Annotated in this window: 22 protein-coding genes and 1 riboswitch; of the genes, 10 read left to right on the top strand and 12 right to left on the bottom strand. The window is 71.2% G+C overall.

Going from position 1 to position 18646, the window contains the following annotated elements:
- Nucleotides 1-5: 5 nt before the first annotated feature.
- Nucleotides 6-926, bottom strand: a complete 921-nt coding sequence (locus tag B072_RS0132685; protein ID WP_018534189.1) for a LysR family transcriptional regulator — start codon at nucleotides 924-926, stop codon at nucleotides 6-8.
- A 101-nt stretch (nucleotides 927-1027) separates the two neighbouring features.
- On the opposite strand from B072_RS0132685, the gene B072_RS0132680 reads away from it, so the two are divergent.
- The gene (locus B072_RS0132680; protein ID WP_018534188.1) at nucleotides 1028-1645 is read left to right on the top strand and encodes a LysE family translocator; all 618 of its coding nucleotides are present in this window, start codon (nucleotides 1028-1030) and stop codon (nucleotides 1643-1645) included.
- On the opposite strand, the gene B072_RS0132675 is transcribed toward B072_RS0132680, so the two are convergent.
- The 4 genes from B072_RS0132675 to B072_RS0132660 form a co-directional block, all read right to left on the bottom strand.
- Entirely contained in the window at nucleotides 1584-2102 is a 519-nt protein-coding gene (locus B072_RS0132675; RefSeq protein ID WP_018534187.1) for a DUF6328 family protein, read from the bottom strand. The genes B072_RS0132680 and B072_RS0132675 overlap by 62 nt on opposite strands.
- A gap of 98 nt (nucleotides 2103-2200) precedes the next feature.
- On the bottom strand, nucleotides 2201-2674 hold the full coding sequence (locus B072_RS0132670; protein ID WP_018534186.1) for a C40 family peptidase: 474 nt from the start codon (nucleotides 2672-2674) through the stop codon (nucleotides 2201-2203).
- Between the two features lie 3 nt (nucleotides 2675-2677).
- Nucleotides 2678-2879, bottom strand: a riboswitch (cyclic di-AMP (ydaO/yuaA leader).
- Between the two features lie 335 nt (nucleotides 2880-3214).
- Nucleotides 3215-3523 carry a hypothetical protein gene (locus B072_RS0132665; protein ID WP_018534185.1) on the bottom strand — a complete coding sequence of 103 codons (309 nt, stop codon included), beginning with the start codon at nucleotides 3521-3523 and terminating at the stop codon, nucleotides 3215-3217.
- Between the two features lie 7 nt (nucleotides 3524-3530).
- A complete protein-coding gene (locus tag B072_RS0132660; protein ID WP_018534184.1) occupies nucleotides 3531-4166 on the bottom strand; it encodes an ATP-dependent Clp protease proteolytic subunit in 636 nt (211 codons plus the stop codon).
- Nucleotides 4167-4249: 83 nt separating this feature from the next.
- Between B072_RS0132660 and B072_RS0132655 the strand changes: the two genes are divergently transcribed.
- Nucleotides 4250-4540 (top strand): type II toxin-antitoxin system Phd/YefM family antitoxin, encoded by a 291-nt coding sequence (locus B072_RS0132655; RefSeq protein WP_018534183.1) that lies wholly within the window; start codon nucleotides 4250-4252, stop codon nucleotides 4538-4540.
- Between the two features lie 109 nt (nucleotides 4541-4649).
- Here the strand turns inward: B072_RS0132655 and B072_RS0132650 are convergent, their stop codons facing one another.
- Nucleotides 4650-5642: a hypothetical protein gene (locus tag B072_RS0132650; RefSeq protein ID WP_018534182.1), complete on the bottom strand. Its 993-nt coding sequence runs from the start codon at nucleotides 5640-5642 to the stop codon at nucleotides 4650-4652.
- A gap of 123 nt (nucleotides 5643-5765) precedes the next feature.
- Between B072_RS0132650 and B072_RS0132645 the strand changes: the two genes are divergently transcribed.
- The 8 genes from B072_RS0132645 to B072_RS0132610 all read left to right on the top strand — a co-directional run bounded on the left by B072_RS0132645 (nucleotide 5766) and on the right by B072_RS0132610 (nucleotide 13113).
- Entirely contained in the window at nucleotides 5766-6389 is a 624-nt protein-coding gene (locus B072_RS0132645; protein WP_018534181.1) for a TetR/AcrR family transcriptional regulator, read from the top strand.
- A gap of 198 nt (nucleotides 6390-6587) precedes the next feature.
- Entirely contained in the window at nucleotides 6588-6890 is a 303-nt protein-coding gene (locus tag B072_RS0132640; protein WP_018534180.1) for an urease subunit gamma, read from the top strand.
- 14 nt (nucleotides 6891-6904) lie between these two features.
- On the top strand, nucleotides 6905-7216 hold the full coding sequence (locus tag B072_RS0132635) for an urease subunit beta (protein ID WP_018534179.1): 312 nt from the start codon (nucleotides 6905-6907) through the stop codon (nucleotides 7214-7216).
- Nucleotides 7209-8930 carry an urease subunit alpha gene (locus B072_RS0132630; RefSeq protein WP_018534178.1) on the top strand — a complete coding sequence of 574 codons (1722 nt, stop codon included), beginning with the start codon at nucleotides 7209-7211 and terminating at the stop codon, nucleotides 8928-8930. The genes B072_RS0132635 and B072_RS0132630 overlap by 8 nt, the downstream gene beginning before the upstream one ends.
- A gap of 19 nt (nucleotides 8931-8949) precedes the next feature.
- The gene (locus B072_RS0132625) at nucleotides 8950-9624 is read left to right on the top strand and encodes an urease accessory protein UreF (protein WP_018534177.1); all 675 of its coding nucleotides are present in this window, start codon (nucleotides 8950-8952) and stop codon (nucleotides 9622-9624) included.
- Between the two features lie 272 nt (nucleotides 9625-9896).
- Complete coding sequence (ureG, locus tag B072_RS0132620) at nucleotides 9897-10577, top strand: urease accessory protein UreG (protein ID WP_026246544.1); 681 nt, start codon at nucleotides 9897-9899, stop codon at nucleotides 10575-10577.
- A complete protein-coding gene (locus tag B072_RS0132615; protein ID WP_043245204.1) occupies nucleotides 10574-11341 on the top strand; it encodes an urease accessory protein UreD in 768 nt (255 codons plus the stop codon). Before ureG ends, B072_RS0132615 begins: the two co-directional genes overlap by 4 nt.
- Nucleotides 11342-11490: 149 nt before the next feature.
- Nucleotides 11491-13113, top strand: a complete 1623-nt coding sequence (locus tag B072_RS0132610) for an alpha/beta hydrolase (protein ID WP_043245084.1) — start codon at nucleotides 11491-11493, stop codon at nucleotides 13111-13113.
- A 48-nt stretch (nucleotides 13114-13161) separates the two neighbouring features.
- Here B072_RS0132610 and B072_RS0132605 read toward each other — a convergent pair whose 3' ends face one another.
- The 6 genes from B072_RS0132605 to B072_RS0132580 all read right to left on the bottom strand — a co-directional run bounded on the left by B072_RS0132605 (nucleotide 13162) and on the right by B072_RS0132580 (nucleotide 18633).
- A complete protein-coding gene (locus tag B072_RS0132605) occupies nucleotides 13162-14193 on the bottom strand; it encodes an NAD-dependent epimerase/dehydratase family protein (protein WP_043245082.1) in 1032 nt (343 codons plus the stop codon).
- Nucleotides 14194-14254: 61 nt separating this feature from the next.
- The gene (locus tag B072_RS0132600; protein ID WP_018534172.1) at nucleotides 14255-14977 is read right to left on the bottom strand and encodes a lysophospholipid acyltransferase family protein; all 723 of its coding nucleotides are present in this window, start codon (nucleotides 14975-14977) and stop codon (nucleotides 14255-14257) included.
- Between the two features lie 291 nt (nucleotides 14978-15268).
- Nucleotides 15269-15427: a hypothetical protein gene (locus B072_RS47880; protein WP_018534171.1), complete on the bottom strand. Its 159-nt coding sequence runs from the start codon at nucleotides 15425-15427 to the stop codon at nucleotides 15269-15271.
- 101 nt (nucleotides 15428-15528) lie between these two features.
- On the bottom strand, nucleotides 15529-16491 hold the full coding sequence (locus tag B072_RS0132590) for a cytochrome c oxidase assembly protein (RefSeq protein WP_018534170.1): 963 nt from the start codon (nucleotides 16489-16491) through the stop codon (nucleotides 15529-15531).
- 135 nt (nucleotides 16492-16626) lie between these two features.
- Nucleotides 16627-17652: a 6-phosphofructokinase gene (locus B072_RS0132585; protein ID WP_018534169.1), complete on the bottom strand. Its 1026-nt coding sequence runs from the start codon at nucleotides 17650-17652 to the stop codon at nucleotides 16627-16629.
- A gap of 246 nt (nucleotides 17653-17898) precedes the next feature.
- Nucleotides 17899-18633 carry a type 1 glutamine amidotransferase gene (locus B072_RS0132580; RefSeq protein ID WP_018534168.1) on the bottom strand — a complete coding sequence of 245 codons (735 nt, stop codon included), beginning with the start codon at nucleotides 18631-18633 and terminating at the stop codon, nucleotides 17899-17901.
- Nucleotides 18634-18646: the final 13 nt, after the last annotated feature.

Here is an 18646-nt window from a genome sequence, read left to right as displayed (position 1 = left end):
GCCCGTCACTCGGACGGCCTGCCGAACGCGCCGCGCAGCAGGGCGCGGAAGCCGTCCACGGCCGGGTTCGCCTCGTCGGCCCGGTGCACCACCGAGATCGTGCGCCGCAGATCACCGGGGTCGAGGCGTCGCACGCCCACCGGTGTCGCGGAGGTCCGCGCCACCATGTCCGGCACCACCGCCAGACCGAGCCCCGCACTCACCAGCGCGCACACCAGTGCGTAACCCGGCGTCGCCACCAGCACGGACGGTGTGGCCCCGGCCCGCGTGAGAGCCGACTCCACCCCCTGACGCGGCGGATGCGTCGGCGCCATGCTGATCAACGGCTGCCCCGCGAGCTCCGTCAGCGGCAGCCTCGCCGCCCCCGCCGTCCCGGCGGTCAGCGCGTGCCCCGGAGCGGTCACGAGCACCAACTCCTCGACAAGTAGCGGCTCCTGGACCACCGAGGCCGGCACCGGAACCGGTTCCGCGGGCTCGTACGCGTGCGTGAGCGCCACGTCCACCTCGCCCGCCGCCACCGCCGCGATACCGTGCGGCGGCTCGTACCCCGCGACCGTCAGCCGCACATCGGGATGCGCGCGGCGGAACGCGGTCAGCGCGGGCGGCAGCAGATGCATCCCCGCCGTCGTGAACGTCCCGAGCCGCAGGCGCCCGCCCGACAGGCCCGCGAGGCGTGCCAGGTCGTGCCGCGCCCGCTCCATCTCGTCGAGCACCCGCCGGGCCGTGACCACGAGCAGCTCGCCCGCGCCGGTCAGCCGGGTGCCCTTGTGGTGGCGCACGAGGAGCGCGGCGCCCGCCTCCCGCTCCAGCTTCGCGAGCTGCTGCGACAGCGCGGGGGCCGTGTAGCCGAGTCGTCGCGCGGCCCGGGTGATCGACCCGGCCTCGGCGACCGCCACCAGGGCGGCGAGCCGCGTCGGGTCGTACATGAACGGCCTCCGGAGCCCGGTCAGGGGTTAAGCGATGCTTTGGGCAGACCCAGGATATTGCACATACCTGCCTAAGGCCCGGCTCGGGCAGGCTGGCGGGCATGGACGCTCAACTGGTCGCCTTCACCGGCGTCGCCGCGGGCATGGTGGCCCTGCCCGGCGCCGACTTCACCGTCGTCGTACGCAACTCGCTCGTCTCGCGCCGGGCAGGGGTCGCCTGCGCGCTCGGCATCGCGGGCGGCCTGCTCGTCCACACCGCCCTCGCCGTCGCCGGGGTCGCCGCCGTCCTCACCGCGGTCCCCGCGCTGTTCCGCGCACTCCAACTCGCGGGCGGTGTCTACGTGCTGTACCTCGGGGCGCGGACCCTGCGATCGGCGTCGCGGCCGCGCGCCGAGCAGGGCGAGGTCCCGGTGCCGACGGGGGGTGCGCTGCGCCAGGGCTTCCTCACCAACACGCTCAACCCGAAGGCGCCGATCACGTTCCTCAGCGTCCTGCCGCAGTTCGTCCCGGCGGGCAGCCCCGCGCTGCCGCGCACGGCGATCCTCTCGGCGATCGTGGTCGCGTTCGCGCTGCTCTGGTTCCCCGCCGTGGCCCTGCTCGTGGACCGGCTGGGCCGGTGGTTGCGCCGGCCGCGCACGGCGCGCGCCCTGGAGGCCGTCACGGGCGGCGCTCTGGTGACGCTGGCTCTTGTTCTGCTGCTGGAGCCGTTGGTCGCCTGAGGAGGCTGTGGCGCAGCAGACGGGGCAGTAGTCCCCACAATCCCGCGCACACCACGAACGTCCCGGCGCCCGCCGCGATGCCGCCGCCCCTGCCGACCGTCACATCGACGACGAGCAGCACCGACCCGGTCAGCGCGAGGACGAGCGCGGTCATCCCGTAGGCGGCCAGCCGCGACGAGACCCGCACGATCTGCTCCTTGGCCCCCAAATGGAAGAGGACCCGGTGCACGGCGGCGGGAGCGGTGAACAGCGCGGCCGCGACGACCGTGAGCAGCAGCGTCGTCAGATACGTGGCGCGCTGCGTCGTGTCGAGCGAAGGAAAGCGCTGGGTGAACGCGAGCGTGAGGAGAAAGGCGAACAGAAACTGCACTCCGGTCTGGATGACGCGGAGTTCCTGGAGCAACTCGCCGAAGTTCCGGTCGGCACGTTCCAGACGTGTTTCGTTCCGCTCGTTCATACCTCCCGAGTATCCAGTGACGGGCGTTCGAGCCGCATTCTGTTCGTGGGGACGGGCCGGGCGCCCGGCCCGTCCCCACGAGCCGGTCGACAGGGGCGTCAGCGCACCCGGCCGTACCAGACGCTCTTGGTCCAGATCTTCTGCAGCTTCACCACGTCACCGGTCTTGGGGGAGTGCCAGATCCGCCCCTTCCCGGCGTAGATCCCGACGTGGTAGACGCTTCGGCCCGAGTGGAAGAACACCAGGTCACCGCGCTTACGACCGGACGCGGAGACATGACGGGTCTTGTTGTACTGCTGCGCGGCGGTGCGGGGCAGCTTCTTGCCCGCCCGCTTGAACGAGTAGAGCGTCAGGCCCGAGCAGTCGAACCGGTGCGGTCCCGTGGCGCCCCACTTGTACGGCGATCCCTTCTTCGATGCCGCGACCTGAAGTGCCTTGGTCGAGGTCGCGGCCGCCGACGCCTCCGGCGCGGCGCCGGGCACCATGAGCCCGGCTCCCGCGACGGCGAGGGTCAGGACCGAGGCGGTGCCGGCCCGTGTCAGCAGCGAGGGAACACGATCGAGCGCAGTCATGCGCAACCCTTCGTCAGCCGCCTGCGAAGGATGACCTGTCGGGTTCGGGCTGGCGAAGTTGCCCGGCCGCGTGGTGCGGCTTCACCCCAAGGGCCGCTCGCAGCGGGTGCTGCGGCGACCCGTCGTGCCTGGGTCCTCCACTCCTGCCGAACCACTCCTGTCGACCTGACATCCGGGCGGCGGCAGGACTCGGCGTCCGCACGGACCGCCCCGCCGCGGTGGCGGGGGCTTGTCGTCGGAAGGGATCTTCACGCACGGGTGTCGCGAAAACCGAGCTGAACCGGCGGTAAGTGAGGCTCCTCACGCTTGACCCGTTCAGGTGGACAGTGCGGCTTTCGAACCCCGGCGGCCACGCCCGACGACGCCCGCACCAGGGGCGGAACAGGAAATTCCGGCGCGCGCGTACCGTCGCTGCGCAACTCTGACGGGCTTCTTGACCTACGATCGTCTACGCCATCCGGGGGTACACCATCTGGGCCGTTTCAAGGCCGAAGCGGACGACTCGACGCCGGGCGAGCATCTGGGAACGTGAACTGATCGCTAGCCGACGGTTTCTGGTGGCAATGTGACCCTCTGTGTCCGCCTCTCGCCGTCGAGGACGCGCAGCGCCCGGGCGAGGGTTGCCGCGTGCACCTCGCGCTCGCCCCGCTGGTGCATCAGCGTCAGGGCGTCCCGCAGGGCCGAGGCCCGGCTGACGAGCGCCTGGGCGGCCCGCAGTCCCCGATAGGTGTCGTCCCCCCGGGCCGGATTGATGCGCGCGAGCAGATCGATCACCGCCAGATAGCTGTCCACGAAATCGCCCTCGGCGCGGGTCAGCGCGGGCAGTGGCGGGAGTTCCGGTGGATACACGGGCACCTCACCTCGAACCCGGGACGCCGAGCGTGCTCTTGCGGCTCTGTATGACCCCGTCCACCAGGCCGTACTCCAGGGCCTGTTGGGCGGTGAGTACGGTGTCCCGCTCGATGTCGGCGCCGACCTGTTCCTTCGACCGGCCCGAGTGCTCGGCGAGCAGCTCCTCCAACTGCTCGCGCATGCGCACCATTTCGCGGGCCTGGATCTCCAGATCGGTGGGCTGGCCCTGGGCCGGCTCGGGCAGAGAGGGCTGGTCGAGCACCACACGTGCCCCGGGCAGCATCGACCGCTTGCCCGGTGTCCCGGCGGCCAGCAGCACGGCGGCGACGGACGCGGCCTGCCCCAGACAGGTCGTCTCCACCTCACAACTGACGTACTGCATCGTGTCGTAGATCGCCGTCATCGCGCTGAACGAGCCGCCGGGGGAGTTGATGTACAGCGAGATGTCCCGGTCGGGCGCCGTGTACTCGAGGTGCATGAACTGCGCCATCACGTCGTTGGCCGACGTGTCGTCGATCGGCGTCCCGAGGAAGACGATGCGCTCCTCCAGGAGCTTGGAGTACGGATCGAGCGTGCGCTGTCCCGACGTGGTGCGCTCGGTGAACTCGGGCAGGACATAACGGCCGGACGGGCGGGTCATGGTGCCTCCAATGGCGATACGGACGCTCTGGGCGCCGTCTCTGTCAAAAATGTACAGGACGTACATGACGTACGATGGGGAGCATGGCCTACGAGATTCCGGTGACGCAAGCCAGGGCAGAGCTCGCCGAATTGATCAACCGCGTGGTGTACGGCGGCGAGCGCGTCGTCGTCACCCGCCACGGCAAGCCGCTCGTCGCCCTCGTCTCGGCCGCTGACCTGGAGCGACTCGAAGCGATGGGGGTCAAGCCGGGCGACCCGGCGGAGGAGCCCGTGATCAGTTCCGTGTCCCGGGTCGGATCCCTGTCGTCCGCTCCGAGCGAACAGCAGCGGTTCGGGATCGCGGCGGAACATCGCGGCCCCGAGGTCAGGTAGCCGAACTCCCTCCGCGCACAGGTTTCTTGCGCGCGCCGCCGCGCAAAAAGGCCGCGCACCCCCGTCCGCTACAGCGGGGATGCGCGGCCGGTCCGCGTCTGTGCCAGGTTCAGCCCACCGGCTGCGGCGCCGGGGTGGCGGCGGGCGACTCCCGCGGCGCAGCCGTGCGCCGTCCGCGCAGACCGCCGACGAGCACCGCCAGCAGGCCGAGTCCCGCCCATGCGGCGAGCGTGATCGCGGGCGTCGCCGCCCGGGCCCCGTCGAAGAAGGCGACCGAGCGCAGCAGTGAGCCACCGGCGCCGGGCGGCAGCAACTGGCCGAGCAGGCCGACCGGTTCGGGCAGCAGCTGCGGAGCGGAGGCCACTCCGGAGAACGGGTTGCCGAGCAGGACCATCGTCAGCGCGCCGAGGCCGATCCCGGCCGGTCCGATCAGTGCGGCGAGACCGGCGACGGTCGCGCCCACCGCGAGCGAGGACAGGCCGAGCACTCCGGCCACGGCCCACCAGTCACCCGCCAGCACGCCGAGCCAGCTGTGTGCGAGGGCGGCGCCGGCCAGGCCGACCAGCGCCGCGGCCCCGACCAGGGTGAGCGCGGCGCGCACCCCGCGCAGCCGCAGCATCGTGACGAGCGCACCGCCCGCGACTCCCGCGATGGCGAGCGGCAGCACGCTCGAACTCAGAGCGGAGCCACGGGGGTCGGCGGCGGGGGCGGGCACCACGTCGACGGTCCGCACCGTCGCCCCGGCCGGCGCCTGGGCACTCACCGCCTGCTGCAACAACTGCGCGACGACCGGGCTCGCCGCCGACGCGGTCAGCAGCTTCGGGGCGCCCGCGCCGGCGACCACCGCTCCGTATACGGCCCGGTCCTCGATCGCGGCGCGGGCCGCGGCCTCGTCGGCGTACCGATGTATCTCGAACGCCCCGTCCCGCGCGGCCAGTTGATGCTCCACCGCGGAGGCGGCGGCGGCGGGCCCGGCGACACCGAGCGGCAGATCGCGCGGCGCCGTCCGGGCCGCGGGCCAGGCGAAGGCCCACAGGGCGAGAGCGGCGAGCACCGGTACGAGCAGGATCGCCGCGGCGGATTTGCGGGTCAGGGCTGACATGCGTTCCCCCTGGGGGAGCCGTGGACGGCTGAGAGAATGACCGTTCGTTTTATGGGATGCCCCCACTCTCGCCACCAGGCTCTCTCCTTGTCAAGAATGAATGTTCGTTTTAACTTGAGGCGCATGGCCCGTGTATCCCAAGAGCACCTCGACGCCCGCCGCCGCCAGATCCTGGACGGCGCGGCGCTCTGCTTCGCCCGCAACGGCTTCCATGCCACCTCGATGCAGGACGTCCTCAAGGGGGTCGGCCTGTCCGCCGGGGCGGTCTACCGCTACTTCCGCGGCAAGGAGGAGCTGATCCACGCGATCGTCACCGAGGTGCTCGACGACGTGGGCGCGATCTACGAGGAGGCGGCCAAGGAGGTGCCGCCCTCGCCGCCCCACGAACTGGTCGACAAGGTCATGCGGCAGGTGCAGGGGCTCCGGCCCGGCCTGCGCGACGAGGGCGGGATGCCGGTCATCGGGCGGCTCATGGTCCAGGTGTGGACGGAGACCCTGCGCGACCCGGCGCTCGCCACCGCCATCCAGGAGGGCTACGCCAGGATCTGCGCGTCCTGGGTGACGATCGTGGAGGGCTACCAGGAGGCGGGCCTGATGGCCGCCGACGCGGACGCGGACGCCGTCGCGCGGACGATGATCGCGGCGGTGCAGGGTTTCATCGCCCAGCAGGCCCTCTTCAAGGACGTGCCGGCCGAGGCGCTCCAGGCCGGCCTGCGGAGCCTGATGGGCATGCGGGAGGTCAGCTGATCACCATGGCTCGGTCAAGCGACGGTTAACGTCGTTGAAACTCCGCCCAACTAGCCTGCAGCCCACGCCATCAGGGGTTTTCGTAACCGGGGTGCGCAAGATCGCGCGCATTTCATGTGTGTTACATCTATACCCGTCGCGGTGGCCGCGGCAGCCGGGCCCCGCACGGCCCGGAGTGAAGGACTATGAGGTGGGACCGTGCAACTGACCCCGCACGAGCAGGAGAGACTGCTCATCCATGTAGCCGCGGACGTGGCCGAGAAGCGTCGGGCCCGGGGTCTGAAGCTCAATCACCCCGAAGCCATCGCGCTGATCACCTCGCACATCCTGGAGGGCGCGCGCGACGGCCGTACCGTCGCCGAACTCATGTCCTCCGGGCGGAAGTTGCTCACCCGCGACGACGTCATGGAGGGCATCCCCGAGATGATCCACGACGTCCAGGTCGAGGCCACCTTCCCGGACGGCACCAAGCTCGTCACCGTCCACGAACCGATCGTCTGACGGGGGCGCGGCACATGATTCCCGGAGAGATCCTCTTCGCCGACGAACCCGTCGTATACAACGCGGGCCGCGAGGTCACGCGCATGACGGTGCTCAACGCCGCCGACCGGCCCGTCCAGGTCGGCTCCCACTACCACTTCGCCGAGGCCAACCCGGGCCTCGACTTCGACCGCGCCGCCGCCCGCGGCCGGCGGCTGAACATCGCCGCGGGCACCGCCGTTCGCTTCGAACCCGGCATCCCCGTCGACGTCGAACTCGTACCCCTCGCAGGCAACCGCATCGTCACCGGCCTGCGCGGCGAGACCGGAGGTGCCCTCGATGCCTGAGCTGTCCCGCGCCGCCTACGCCGACCTGTTCGGTCCCACCACCGGCGACCGCATCCGGCTCGCCGACACCGACCTTCTCGTCGAGATCGAGGAGGACCGCTCCGGCGGCCCCGGCCTCTCCGGCGACGAGTCCGTCTTCGGCGGCGGCAAGGTCATCCGCGAATCCATGGGCCAGTCGCGTGCCACGCGCGCCGAAGGCACCCCCGACACCGTCATCACCGGTGCGGTGATCATCGACCACTGGGGCATCGTCAAGGCCGACATCGGGATACGGGACGGCCGGATCACCGCCATCGGCAAGTCCGGCAACCCGGACACCATGGACGGCGTCCACCCCGACCTCGTCATCGGCCCGGAGACCGAGGTCCTCGCGGGCAACGGCAAGATCGTCACCGCGGGCGGCATCGACACCCACATCCACTTCATCTCGCCGACCATCGTCGACGAGGCGCTCGCGTCCGGCGTGACGACGCTCGTCGGCGGCGGCACCGGACCGGCCGAAGGCTCGAAGGCGACCACCATCACCCCCGGCTCCTGGCACCTGGCCCGGATGTTCGCGGCGATGGAGAACAGCCCCGTCAACATCGGCTTCCTCGGCAAGGGCAACACCATGTCGAAGGAGTCCATGCGCGACCAACTGCGCGCGGGCGTCTGCGGCTTCAAGATCCACGAGGACTGGGGCGCGACCCCGGCCGTCATCTCCGCCTGCCTCGACGTGTGCGAGGAGTCCGGCGCCCAACTCGCCGTCCACTCCGACACGTTGAACGAGTCCGGCTTCGTCCAGGACACCTTCGACGCCGTCGGCGGTCGCACCCTGCACGCCTTCCACGTCGAGGGCGCGGGCGGCGGGCACGCGCCCGACATGATCACGGCCGTGCAGCTGCCCAACATGCTGCCGTCGTCCACCAACCCGACCCGGCCGCACACCGTCAACACCGTCGAGGAACACCTCGACATGCTGATGGTCTGTCACCACCTCAACCCCGCCGTCCCCGAGGACCTCGCCTTCGCCGAGTCCCGCATCCGGCCCACCACCATCGCGGCCGAGGACATCCTGCACGACATGGGCGCCATCTCGATCATGTCGTCGGACTCGCAGGCCATGGGCCGCATCGGCGAGGTCATCATGCGCACCTGGCAGACCGCGCACGTGATGAAGCGCCGCCGCGGCTTCCTGCCCGGCGACCTCCGCGCCGACAACCAGCGCGCCCGCCGCTACGTCGCCAAGTACACGATCAACGCGGCGATCGCGCAGGGCATCGAGGGCGAGGTCGGCTCCGTCGAGACCGGCAAGCTCGCCGACCTGGTGCTCTGGGACCCGAAGTTCTTCGGCGTCAAGCCGCAGGTCGTGATCAAGGGCGGACAGATCGCCTACGCGCAGATGGGCGACGCCAACGCCTCCATCCCGACGCCGCAGCCGGTCATGCCGCGCCCGATGTTCGGCGCGTACGGCAAGGCCCCCGCCGCCAACTCCCTCAACTTCGTCACGGAGACCGCGATCGAGGACGGGCTCGTCGGGCGGCTCGGCCTCGACCGGTCCTTCGTCCCGATCCGCTCGACCCGCGGGCGCAGCAAGGCGGACATGCTCAACAACGACACCCTGCCCCGCGTCGAGGTCGCCCCCGACTCGTTCGCCGTGACCATCGACGGCGAACTCGTCGAACCCGCCCCGGCCGCCGAACTGCCGCTCGCGCAGCGGTACTTCCTGTTCTGAACCGCCGGGTGAGCACGAGATGACGCGCGCAGCACTGCTCGTCCTGGCCGACGGCCGCTTCCCCGCCGGTGGGCACGCCCACTCCGGCGGGGCGGAGGCCGCGGTCAAGGCGGGCCGCATCACCGGCGCCGCGAGCCTGGAGGAGTTCTGCCGGGGGCGCCTGTACACCAGCGGGGCCGTCTCGGCCGCCCTCGCCGCCGCCGCGGCGCTCGGCATCGACCCCGTCGCCCTCGACACGGCCGCCGACGCCCGCACCCCGTCCGCGGCGCTCCGGGGCACCGCGCGCAAGCTCGGGCGGCAGATGATGCGGGCCGCCCGCGCCACCTGGCCCCACCCCGAACTCGACGCCCTGGCGAGAGAGTTCCCCAAGGGCGCGCACCAGCCGGTCGTCCTGGGCCTCGCCGCGCGGGCGGCCGGGCTCGGGGCCGAGGACGCCGCGTACTGTTCCGCGTACGAAGGGGTCAGCGGGCCCGCGACCGCGGTCGTACGGCTGCTGAGCCTCGACCCGTTCGACGCGACCAGGGCGCTCGCGCGCCTCGCGCCGGAGCTGGACCGGATCGTCGCCGACGCCGTGGACGCGGCGAGACGGGCCGTCGAGCTCGGGCTCGACGAGCTGCCCGCGGGGTCCGCTCCGCTCCTGGAGATCGGGGCCGAAGTCCATGCCGGCTGGCCTGTGAGGCTGTTCGCGTCCTAGGTCGTGTCCGCAAAGTCCCGTCTGCCCCGCTTCCCCAAGCTCTCGACTCCGTTCGAGCAGGGGAGACCCCATTGACGCCGCGGGGCCCGCCCTCCGGGCGGACGGAGGGACTTTGCGGACACGACCTAGCGGAGCGCCGTACGGGAATCTCGCCCCGCCGACCCTTCCCCTTCCCGAACCGGGGGGCTTCGCCCCCAGACCCCCATCGGCCTGAACGGCCTCGTCCTCAAACGTCGGACAGGCTGGTTGAACCAACTGGAGCCGTGATCACCATGCACCTCGGACACTCGCACGACGAGGCCTCCGCCGTCTCCGCCGACGCCCACCGTCCCGACGGGACCCGGCGCGCCCTGCGCATCGGGCTCGGCGGGCCCGTCGGCTCGGGGAAGACCGCGACCGTCGCCGCGCTCTGCCGTGCCCTGCGCGAGGAACTGTCCCTCGCCGTCGTCACCAACGACATCTACACCCGCGAGGACGCCGAGTTCCTGCTGCGCGAAGCCGTGCTGCCGCCCGAGCGGATCACCGCCGTGGAGACCGGCGCCTGTCCGCACACCGCGATCCGCGACGACATCTCCGCCAACCTGGAGGCCGTCGAGGACCTGGAGGACGAGGTGGGGCCGCTGGACCTCATCCTCGTCGAGTCCGGCGGCGACAACCTCACCGCCACCTTCTCCAAGGGGCTCGTCGACGCCCAGATCTTCGTGATCGACGTCGCCGGCGGCGACGACATCCCGCGCAAGGGCGGGCCCGGCGTCACCACCGCCGACCTCCTCGTCGTCAACAAGACCGACCTCGCCCCGTACGTCGGCTCCGACCTGGCCCGGATGGCCGCCGACGCCAAGCAGGCACGCGGTGAACTCCCGGTCGTCCTCCAGTCGCTGCGCTCCGAGGCCGGCGTCGACGACGTCGCGGCCTGGGCGCGCGGGCGGCTCGCCGCGTGGACGGCGCGATGACGGCAGGGGTCCGCTCCCTCGCCCGGATCGCCGCCCGCGGCGACGGCCGGGGCGGCACCGCGCTGCCGGCGCTGGAGAGCGAGGGCTCGCTCGCGCTGCGCCGCACCCGGGCCGTGGGCGAGGGCGAAGCGCGCGTCATGCTCGTCGGAGCGATGAGCGGCCCCCTCGGCGGCGACCACTTCACCGTCGAGGCCCGCGCGGACGAGGGCGCCCGGCTGCACGTCGGCTCGGTCGCCGCCACCCTCGCGCTGCCGGGCCAGGCCAAGGGCGAGGCCCGCTACGACGTCCGGCTCACGGTGGCCGACGGGGCCCGTCTCGACTGGCTGCCCGAGCAGCTGATCTCGGCGCACGGCAGCGACCTGCGCGTCACCACGCGCGCCGAGCTCGCCCCGGGCGCCCGCCTCGTACTGCGCGAGGAGCAGGTGCTCGGCCGCGTGGGGGAGGACCCGGGCCGCCTCACCAGCCGCCTGACCGTGTACCGGGCCGGCCGGCCCCTGCTCGACCAGGAGCTGGCCTGCGGCCCGGGGGCGCCCGGCGGCTGGGACGGGCCCGCCGTCCTGTCCGGACACCGCGCACTCGGTCAACTCGTCGTCGTACGGCCCGAGTTCGAGACCGAGATGCCGTCCGCCGCCGTCCTCGACGAGCAGGGCACGGCCGCACTCACCCCGCTCGCGGGGCCCGCTGTCCTCGTCACCGCCGTCGCGCCGGATGCCCTGCGGCTGCGCCGTACGCTCGACGCGGCATTGCGCCGACTGGCGGACTGACCGCTCACCGGGACGAGTTATCCCGTTTATCGGATTGGTAAAGAACGCCTGTCTTCTCTGTCCTCAGGGTGCTCACAGCCGACAGGATCCCCGTACCGGTCGGCAACCCGATCGACGTAACGATCGAATCCATGTACGGGAGGGCTCACTTGAGACGGACTGGACAGACGGGTCGCGGCAGCCGGAAGGTGGCGATCGGCTCCGCGGGCGCCGTCGCCGCGGCCGCGTTGATAGCGGGAGCGGTCGCCGCCCCCGCCGCCAACGCCTCGGCGCAGCACGGCACGTCGGGCACCAGCACCCACAACCGTGAGGCCGTGGGTGCGGCCATCGCTGCGGCCAAGGCCGAGGCGAAGGGCATCGACTGGAAGGACTGTCCCGAGGACTGGGGGCTCGCCAAGCCGATCCAGTGCGGGTACGTCACCGTTCCGCTCGACTACGCGAAGCCGTTCGGCAAGCAGATCGAGCTCGCCGTCGACCGCATCGGCAGCACGGGCACCAAGGACGAGCGCCAGGGCGCCCTCGTCTACAACCCGGGCGGCCCCGGCGGCTCCGGCATGCGCTTCCCGGCCCGCGTGACCTCCAAGAACCCGCTGTGGACGAAGACCTCGAAGGCGTACGACTTCGTCGGCTTCGACCCGCGCGGCGTCGGCCACTCCGCGCCGATCTCCTGCATCGACCCGCAGGAGTTCGTCAAGGCGCCCAAGGCCGACCCGGTCCCCGACACCGAGGCGGACAAGCTCGCCCAGCGCAAGCTCGCCAAGGAGTACGCGGACGGCTGCTACGAGCGCAGCGGCGAGATGCTGCCGCACATGACGACGCCGAACACCGCGCGTGACCTCGACGTCATCCGCGCCGGGCTCGGCGAGAAGAAGCTCAACTACCTGGGCGTCTCCTACGGCACCTACCTGGGCGCCGTCTACGGCACCCTCTTCCCGGGCCACGTCCGCCGCATGATCGTGGACAGCGTCGTCAACCCGGCGAAGGACAACATCTGGTACGAGGCGAACCTGAACCAGGACATCGCCTTCCAGGGCCGCTGGAACGACTGGCAGGACTGGGTCGCAAAGAACGACGCGACCTTCCACCTCGGCACCACGCGTGCCGCGGTGCAGAAGCAGTGGGAGACCCTGCGCGCCGCCGCGAAGAAGAACCCCATCGGCGGGGTCGTCGGCCCGGCCGAGCTCATCGGCTTCTTCCAGAGCGCGCCGTACTACGACTCCTCATGGGTGCCCGTCGCCCAGACGTGGAGCAAGTACGTCGCCGGCGACACGCAGGCCCTGGTCGACGCCATCGCCCCCGACATGTCGGACACCGCGGGCAACGCCGCCTCCGAGAACAGCAACGCGGTCTACACCGCGGTCGAGTGCGCCGACGCCAAGTGGCCCACCAGCTGGAAGAAGTGGGACCGCGACAACACGGAACTGAACAAGAAGTACCCGTTCATGACGTGGGCGAACGCGTGGATGAACCTGCCCTGCGCCACCTGGAAGACCAAGCAGCAGACGCCGATCGACGTCAGGACCGGCAAGGGTCTGCCGTCGGTCCTGATCGTGCAGTCCACGCGTGACGCCGCCACCCCGTACGAGGGCGCCGTCGAACTGCACAAGCGCTTCAAGGGCTCCCGCCTGATCACCGAGAAGGACGCGGGCTCGCACGGTGTCACCGGTCTGACCAACCCCTGCATCAACGACCGTGTCGACACGTACCTGCTCACCGGCAAGGTCGACAGCGAGGACGTGACGTGCGCCCCGCACGCCACCCCGAAGCCGTGACCTCAGGTCGCTGAGAGGCCCGGCCCCTTCGTGGGGCCGGGCCTCTCGTCATCCGCGGGACGCCAGCCAGGCGTCCTCGGCCGCGTAGTCGAACAGACCGGTCGTGTAGGCGGCGACCATCCGCGGGAAGCCGTCCCGCCAGTCCTGCTCGCGCAGCCGCCCGGTCAGCCAGCCCACCGTCTCGGGAAGGGCTTCGGCGTACGTCGTCACCGGCTTGTACCCGAGCTCGCGCTCGGCGGCCGACATGCCGAAGACGACCGGGTGCGCCGCCGACCACGGCGTGGACCCGACCTCGGGCGACGGCGGCTCCCCGTCGATCAGCACCGTCTCCGTCTCCACGCCCATCAGCCCGTCGATCATCGCGCCGATCTCGGCGACCGTGGGGGAGTCGGGGTCGGCCCCGTTCAGCACCCGCGATCCGGGCCGGGCGGCCGCGAGCCGTACCAGCTCCGCCAGATTGCGCACGCTCGCCGGGTGGAAGCGGCTCTCGCCGTTGTACGCGAGGACGCGCGTGCGACGCCCGTCGAGGTTCCGCTTCACGAAGTACAGCTCGCGCGGCGTCCTGCAGTGCGGGCCGTGCACCGCGCCCGCCCGCACCAGCGTCGTCGGCATCCGGTCACCGAGGGCCAGCAGGTCCTGCTCGATGCGCACCTTGCGGGGCCCGTACCCGTCGCCCGGCGCCAGCGTCCGCCAGTTCTCCGGTATCGGCACGGGATATCGCGGCGCGCCGTCCGGCTCCTCCTGCGTGAGGAAACTGCGACCCCGCTCGTCCTCGTAGATCGCGCCGCTGGAGATCACCACGGCCGAACCGACCCGGTCGGCGAGCCCCGCCAGTTGCCGCCCGTGATCCGCCGTGAGGGCCACCATGTCGACGACCAGGTCGACCCCGTCCCCGACGAGCGCCACGACCGCCGCGTCGTCCTCCCGGTCGAGCCGCACCGCCCGCACCTCGTCCGGCCAGTCCGCGTCGCGCCCGCCCCCGAGCGAGGCCGCCGTCACCGCCCAGCCGTCCTCCGCGAGCGCCCGCACCGCCGGTCGCCCGATCTGCCCTGCCGCACCGATCACCAAAGCCGTCTTCATGTCCGGACCGTACGTCGATCAAGAGCGCCGGCCCGAGGTTCTCTGCCCAGCGCAGAGAACCTCAGCTCAGCGGCATGCGCGGGAACTTCCGCGCCTTCGCCTTCGCCTCCTCGGCCTCGGCCTTCACCAGGGCCGCGTACTTGTCGACGTACTCCTGCCCGGACAGCTCGAGGATCGCGTACATGATCTCGTCGGTGACCGCCCGCAGGATCGCCTTCTCGCCCTCCAGCCCCGTGTACCGGGAGAAGTCGAGCGGACGGCCGAAACGGATGGTGATCCGCCGCATGTTCGGGATCTTCTGTCCCGGCGGCTGCGCCTCGAACGTGCCGATCATCGCGCACGGGATCACCGGCACCTGCGCCTTCAGTGCCATCGCCGCGACCCCGACCTTGCCCTTGTAGAGGCGGCCGTCGTGCGAGCGCGTGCCCTCCGGATAGATGCCGAGCAGCTCGCCGCGGCGCAGCACCCCGAGCCCCTCGCGGATCGCGGCCTGGCCCGCCTCCTTGCCGGAGCGGTCGACCGGGATCTGTCCCGCGCTGCGGAAGAACGCGGCGGTGAGCCGGCCCTTGATGCCGGGCCCCGTGAAGTACTCGGCCTTCGCCAGGAATGTGATCCGCCGCTTGATGATCGCGGGCATGAGGAAGTGGTCGGAGAAGGACAGATGGTTGCCCGCGACGATCGCCGCGCCGTCGTCCGGGATGTGTTCCAGACCCTCGATCCGCGGCCGGAACATCAGCCGCAGCAGCGGCCCGAGTAGCACGTACTTGAGCAATCGGTAGAACATGGCCGTCGCCTTCCCCCATGAAACACATACAGATCATGAAGCACATGCGGACGCACACGGATCAGGTGCGCGGACGCGAACGCACAGTAGCCAATGCCCAGAGCACGCGCGAGGGCCTGATCGGGCCCTGTCCGATTGCCGCCCGGCGCGGCCGCTCGCGCACGGTGTCCGGCGACGAGGACACCTGTGCGCCAGAGCCTTCGGGGCACCCTCCGCACGCACCGGAGGACTGTGCCGCCCTGGACGCGGCCACCGGCCCCGTGTTCCGGTTCTGCGGCCCCGGCCGGCCGGTCAGGCGCCGCGTGAGGCCACCATCGCCACGGTGAGCAGGCCGAGCACGACCCAGCCGAACCACAGCCATCCGTTGCTTCCGAGCGCCACCGTGTAGGCGGTCACGGCCACCAGGCCGCCGACGGTGAACACGCCCATCGTCTTCGTGGAACCGGGCATCACACACCCTCCTCCCGGCAGCCGGGACACCGCACGACGGTGGGGTGCGGTGCCCGTGCCGCGGCCAGAAGGCCATAGTCACCCGGGACCGGGCAGTGGCGCTACTGTCCGCGCGTGTTCAAAGAGGCCAGGTAGGCGTTGTACGCCTCCAGCTCCTTGTCGCCGTCCCGGTCCGCGGCGCGGTCCTTGCGCCGCGCCTGCCGGTCCTCCGACTTCTTCCACTGGAAGAGCAGGGCGAGCAGCACCAGGACCGACGGCACCTCACTGAAGGCCCAGGCGATACCGCCCGCCGCCACCTGATCGGACATCGGATCGATGCCCAGCGAGGCCGGCGGGTTCGCGAACGTGTCGACCATCGTCGTGCTCGCCATCATCAGCGCGATCCCGAAGAACGCGTGGAACGGCATGCCGGCGAACAGCTCCAGCATCCGCATCACGTAGCCGGGCCGGTGCGGCCCCGGGTCCACGCCCATGATCGGCCAGAAGAACACCAGGCCCACGGCGAGGAAGTGCACCATCATCGCGAGGTGACCGACCTTCGACCCCATCAGGAAGTCGAACAACGGCGTGAAGTAGAGCGCGTACAGGCTCGCGATGAACAGCGGGATGGTGAACACCGGATGCGTGACGATCCGCATGTACCGGCTGTGCAGCAGCATCAGCAGCAGCTCGCGCGGCCCCTTGTCGCCGCGCTTCGCCGCGACGGGCAGCGCGCGCAGCGCGAGCGTGATCGGGGCGCCCATCAGCAGCAGGATCGGCGACAGCATGCTGATGACCATGTGCTGCACCATGTGCACGCTGAACATGACCATCCCGTAGTCGTTCAGCTTGGTGCACATCACCAGACCGATGGTGAGTACACCGACGGTGAACGAGAGGGTGCGGCCCACCGGCCACGAGTCACCGCGCCGTACGAGGCGGACGACGCCCCACCCGTACAGCGCGAGCGCGAGGACGCAGCCGACGAGGAAGAAGGGGTCGGCCGACCATTGCAGGCCGTTCCCCAGCGTGAACGGCGGCAGATCCATGATCATGCCGTCCATGCCGTGCCCGCTGTGATCCATCGGCCGGCTCCAGTTGCTCGTTTCGTACGGATTGTGCGCCACCAGAGTAGAACTGCCCCCGGCCGAGGCTTCGGCCGGGGGCAGTCTCTTCAAAGAGGAACTGAAGCAGGGGGCGGGCGGCGCGGCCGACGGCCGTCAGAGCACGCACTCCGCCTCGGCGTACCGCTCCGCGGGCACCGTCTTGAGCGTCTCCACGGCCTCGGCGAGCGACACCATCACGATGTCGGTGCCGCGCAGCGCGGTCATCTTGCCGAACTCGCCCCGGTGCACGGCCTCCACGGCGTGCCAGCCGAAACGCGTCGCGAGCACGCGGTCGTACGCGGTCGGGGTCCCGCCGCGCTGCACATGCCCGAGGATCACCGGACGCGCCTCCTTGCCGAGCCGCTGCTCCAGCTCGACGGAGAGCTGGCGGGCGATGCCGGCGAAGCGCTCGTGGCCGTAGACGTCCTTGACGCCCACGTCGTACGCCATCGAGCCCTCACGCGGCTTGGCGCCCTCGGCGGCCACCACGATCGCGAACTTCTTGCCCGCCTCGAACCGCTCGCCGACCTTCGCGGCCAGCTCGTCGATGTCGAAGGGCCGCTCGGGCACGACGATGGCGTGCGCGCCCGCCGCCATGCCGGAGTGCAGCGCGATCCATCCGGTGTGCCGGCCCATGACCTCGACGATCAGCACCCGCTGGTGCGACTCGGCGGTCGTCTTGAGCCGGTCGAGCGCCTCGGTCGCCACGCCCACGGCGGTGTCGAACCCGAAGGTCACGTCCGTGACAGCGATGTCGTTGTCGATCGTCTTCGGCACGCCGACGATCGGCAGCCCGCCGTCGGAGAGCAGCCGGGCGGCCTTGAGGGTGCCCTCACCGCCGATCGGGATGATGGCGTCGAGGCCGAGGTCGGCGACGTGCCCCTTGGCCCGCTCGACACCGTCCCGCAGATGGGCGGGCTGCACGCGGGAGGAGCCGAGGATGGTGCCGCCGCGGGCGAGGATGCCGCCCACCGCGTCCAGGTCCAGCTTGCGGTAGTCGCACTCGAGCAGACCCTTCCACCCGTCGTGGAAGCCGATGACCTCGTCGCCGTGGTCGACGACTGCCCGGTGCACGACCGAACGGATCACGGCGTTCAGGCCGGGGCAGTCGCCGCCGGATGTGAGGACACCAATACGCATAAGCCCGGAATACCTTTGCAAACGTGGGCAGATGACCGGACCACGTCGTCCGGCTGGATCGCGGCTACCTTAGCGGCGGTCGGGGGGCTGCCCGGAAGGGGCGTCCGCCAGGTGGACACGCCCGCTCATATGGGCGAGGAAGCGCCCCGAAGGGGCGCGGGACCGTGTCCGTGTGCGGCTCTGCCACGTGCGCGTGACCAGCCACAACGGATCCGTACCCGCCGGACGACCGAGGAGGGCGGTTGCTTACGCGGACGGTGCCGCGGTGGCGGCGGCGATCCGCTCGTTGCGGAGCGCCTCGTACCACCGGTCGTCGACGGGCGGCAGCGCGTTCACATCGAGCGCGAGCTTCAGCAGCAGGTCCGCGATCTGCGGGTTCCGCGCCAGCACGGGCCCGTGCATGTACGTACCGAACACCGTGTCGTTGAAGGCGCCTTCGGTGCCGTCCCCGGTGCCGTTGCCCTTGCCGATGCGGGTGCGCGCGAACGGCCGCGCCGACGGGCCGAGGTGCGTGATGCCCTGGTGGTTCTCGAACCCGGTCAGCGGCGGGAGCCCCAGGTTCGGGTCGATGTCGCCCAGCACGTCACCGACGCACCGCTCGCCCTCGCCGCGCGTGGAGACCACGTCGAGCAGGCCGAGGCCCGGCTCGCGCTCGCCCAGGTCGTTGATGAACTCGTGGCCGAGGATCTGGTACCCGGCGCAGACGGAGAACACGATGGCGCCGTTGCCCACCGCGCGCTGCAGGCCGCCGTCACGGCGCAGCCGCTCCGCGGCGAGCCGCTGCGGCCGGTCCTCACCGCCACCGATGAGGTAGATGTCCCCGGAGGTCGGGACGGGCTGGTCGCTGCGGACGTCGTACCGCTCGACCTGGAGGCGGCGCTGATGGGCGCGGCGCTCCACCACGAGGGCGTTGCCCTGGTCTCCGTACGTGCTGAGCAGGTCGGGGTAGACCCACACGAGACGCAGGCTGCTGTCACTCATGCTCATGATCCTT

The organism is Streptomyces sp. HmicA12, assembly GCF_000373565.1.
GTDB lineage: Bacteria > Actinomycetota > Actinomycetes > Streptomycetales > Streptomycetaceae > Streptomyces.
Note: the sequence above shows the minus strand (reverse complement) of the source record. Positions and strands in the feature narration are given on the sequence as shown.

Coding starts and splice junctions, on each gene's coding strand:
- B072_RS0132685 (WP_018534189.1), bottom strand. CDS start 926: ATGTACGACCCGACGCGGCTCGCCGCCCTGGTGGCGGTCGCCGAGGCC.
- B072_RS0132680 (WP_018534188.1), top strand. CDS start 1,028: ATGGACGCTCAACTGGTCGCCTTCACCGGCGTCGCCGCGGGCATGGTG.
- B072_RS0132675 (WP_018534187.1), bottom strand. CDS start 2,102: ATGAACGAGCGGAACGAAACACGTCTGGAACGTGCCGACCGGAACTTC.
- B072_RS0132670 (WP_018534186.1), bottom strand. CDS start 2,674: ATGACTGCGCTCGATCGTGTTCCCTCGCTGCTGACACGGGCCGGCACC.
- B072_RS0132660 (WP_018534184.1), bottom strand. CDS start 4,166: ATGACCCGCCCGTCCGGCCGTTATGTCCTGCCCGAGTTCACCGAGCGC.
- B072_RS0132655 (WP_018534183.1), top strand. CDS start 4,250: ATGGCCTACGAGATTCCGGTGACGCAAGCCAGGGCAGAGCTCGCCGAA.
- B072_RS0132650 (WP_018534182.1), bottom strand. CDS start 5,642: ATGTCAGCCCTGACCCGCAAATCCGCCGCGGCGATCCTGCTCGTACCG.
- B072_RS0132645 (WP_018534181.1), top strand. CDS start 5,766: ATGGCCCGTGTATCCCAAGAGCACCTCGACGCCCGCCGCCGCCAGATC.
- B072_RS0132635 (WP_018534179.1), top strand. CDS start 6,905: ATGATTCCCGGAGAGATCCTCTTCGCCGACGAACCCGTCGTATACAAC.
- B072_RS0132630 (WP_018534178.1), top strand. CDS start 7,209: ATGCCTGAGCTGTCCCGCGCCGCCTACGCCGACCTGTTCGGTCCCACC.
- B072_RS0132625 (WP_018534177.1), top strand. CDS start 8,950: ATGACGCGCGCAGCACTGCTCGTCCTGGCCGACGGCCGCTTCCCCGCC.
- ureG (WP_026246544.1), top strand. CDS start 9,897: ATGCACCTCGGACACTCGCACGACGAGGCCTCCGCCGTCTCCGCCGAC.
- B072_RS0132615 (WP_043245204.1), top strand. CDS start 10,574: ATGACGGCAGGGGTCCGCTCCCTCGCCCGGATCGCCGCCCGCGGCGAC.
- B072_RS0132605 (WP_043245082.1), bottom strand. CDS start 14,193: ATGAAGACGGCTTTGGTGATCGGTGCGGCAGGGCAGATCGGGCGACCG.
- B072_RS0132600 (WP_018534172.1), bottom strand. CDS start 14,977: ATGTTCTACCGATTGCTCAAGTACGTGCTACTCGGGCCGCTGCTGCGG.
- B072_RS47880 (WP_018534171.1), bottom strand. CDS start 15,427: ATGCCCGGTTCCACGAAGACGATGGGCGTGTTCACCGTCGGCGGCCTG.
- B072_RS0132590 (WP_018534170.1), bottom strand. CDS start 16,491: ATGGATCACAGCGGGCACGGCATGGACGGCATGATCATGGATCTGCCG.
- B072_RS0132585 (WP_018534169.1), bottom strand. CDS start 17,652: ATGCGTATTGGTGTCCTCACATCCGGCGGCGACTGCCCCGGCCTGAAC.
- B072_RS0132580 (WP_018534168.1), bottom strand. CDS start 18,633: ATGAGTGACAGCAGCCTGCGTCTCGTGTGGGTCTACCCCGACCTGCTC.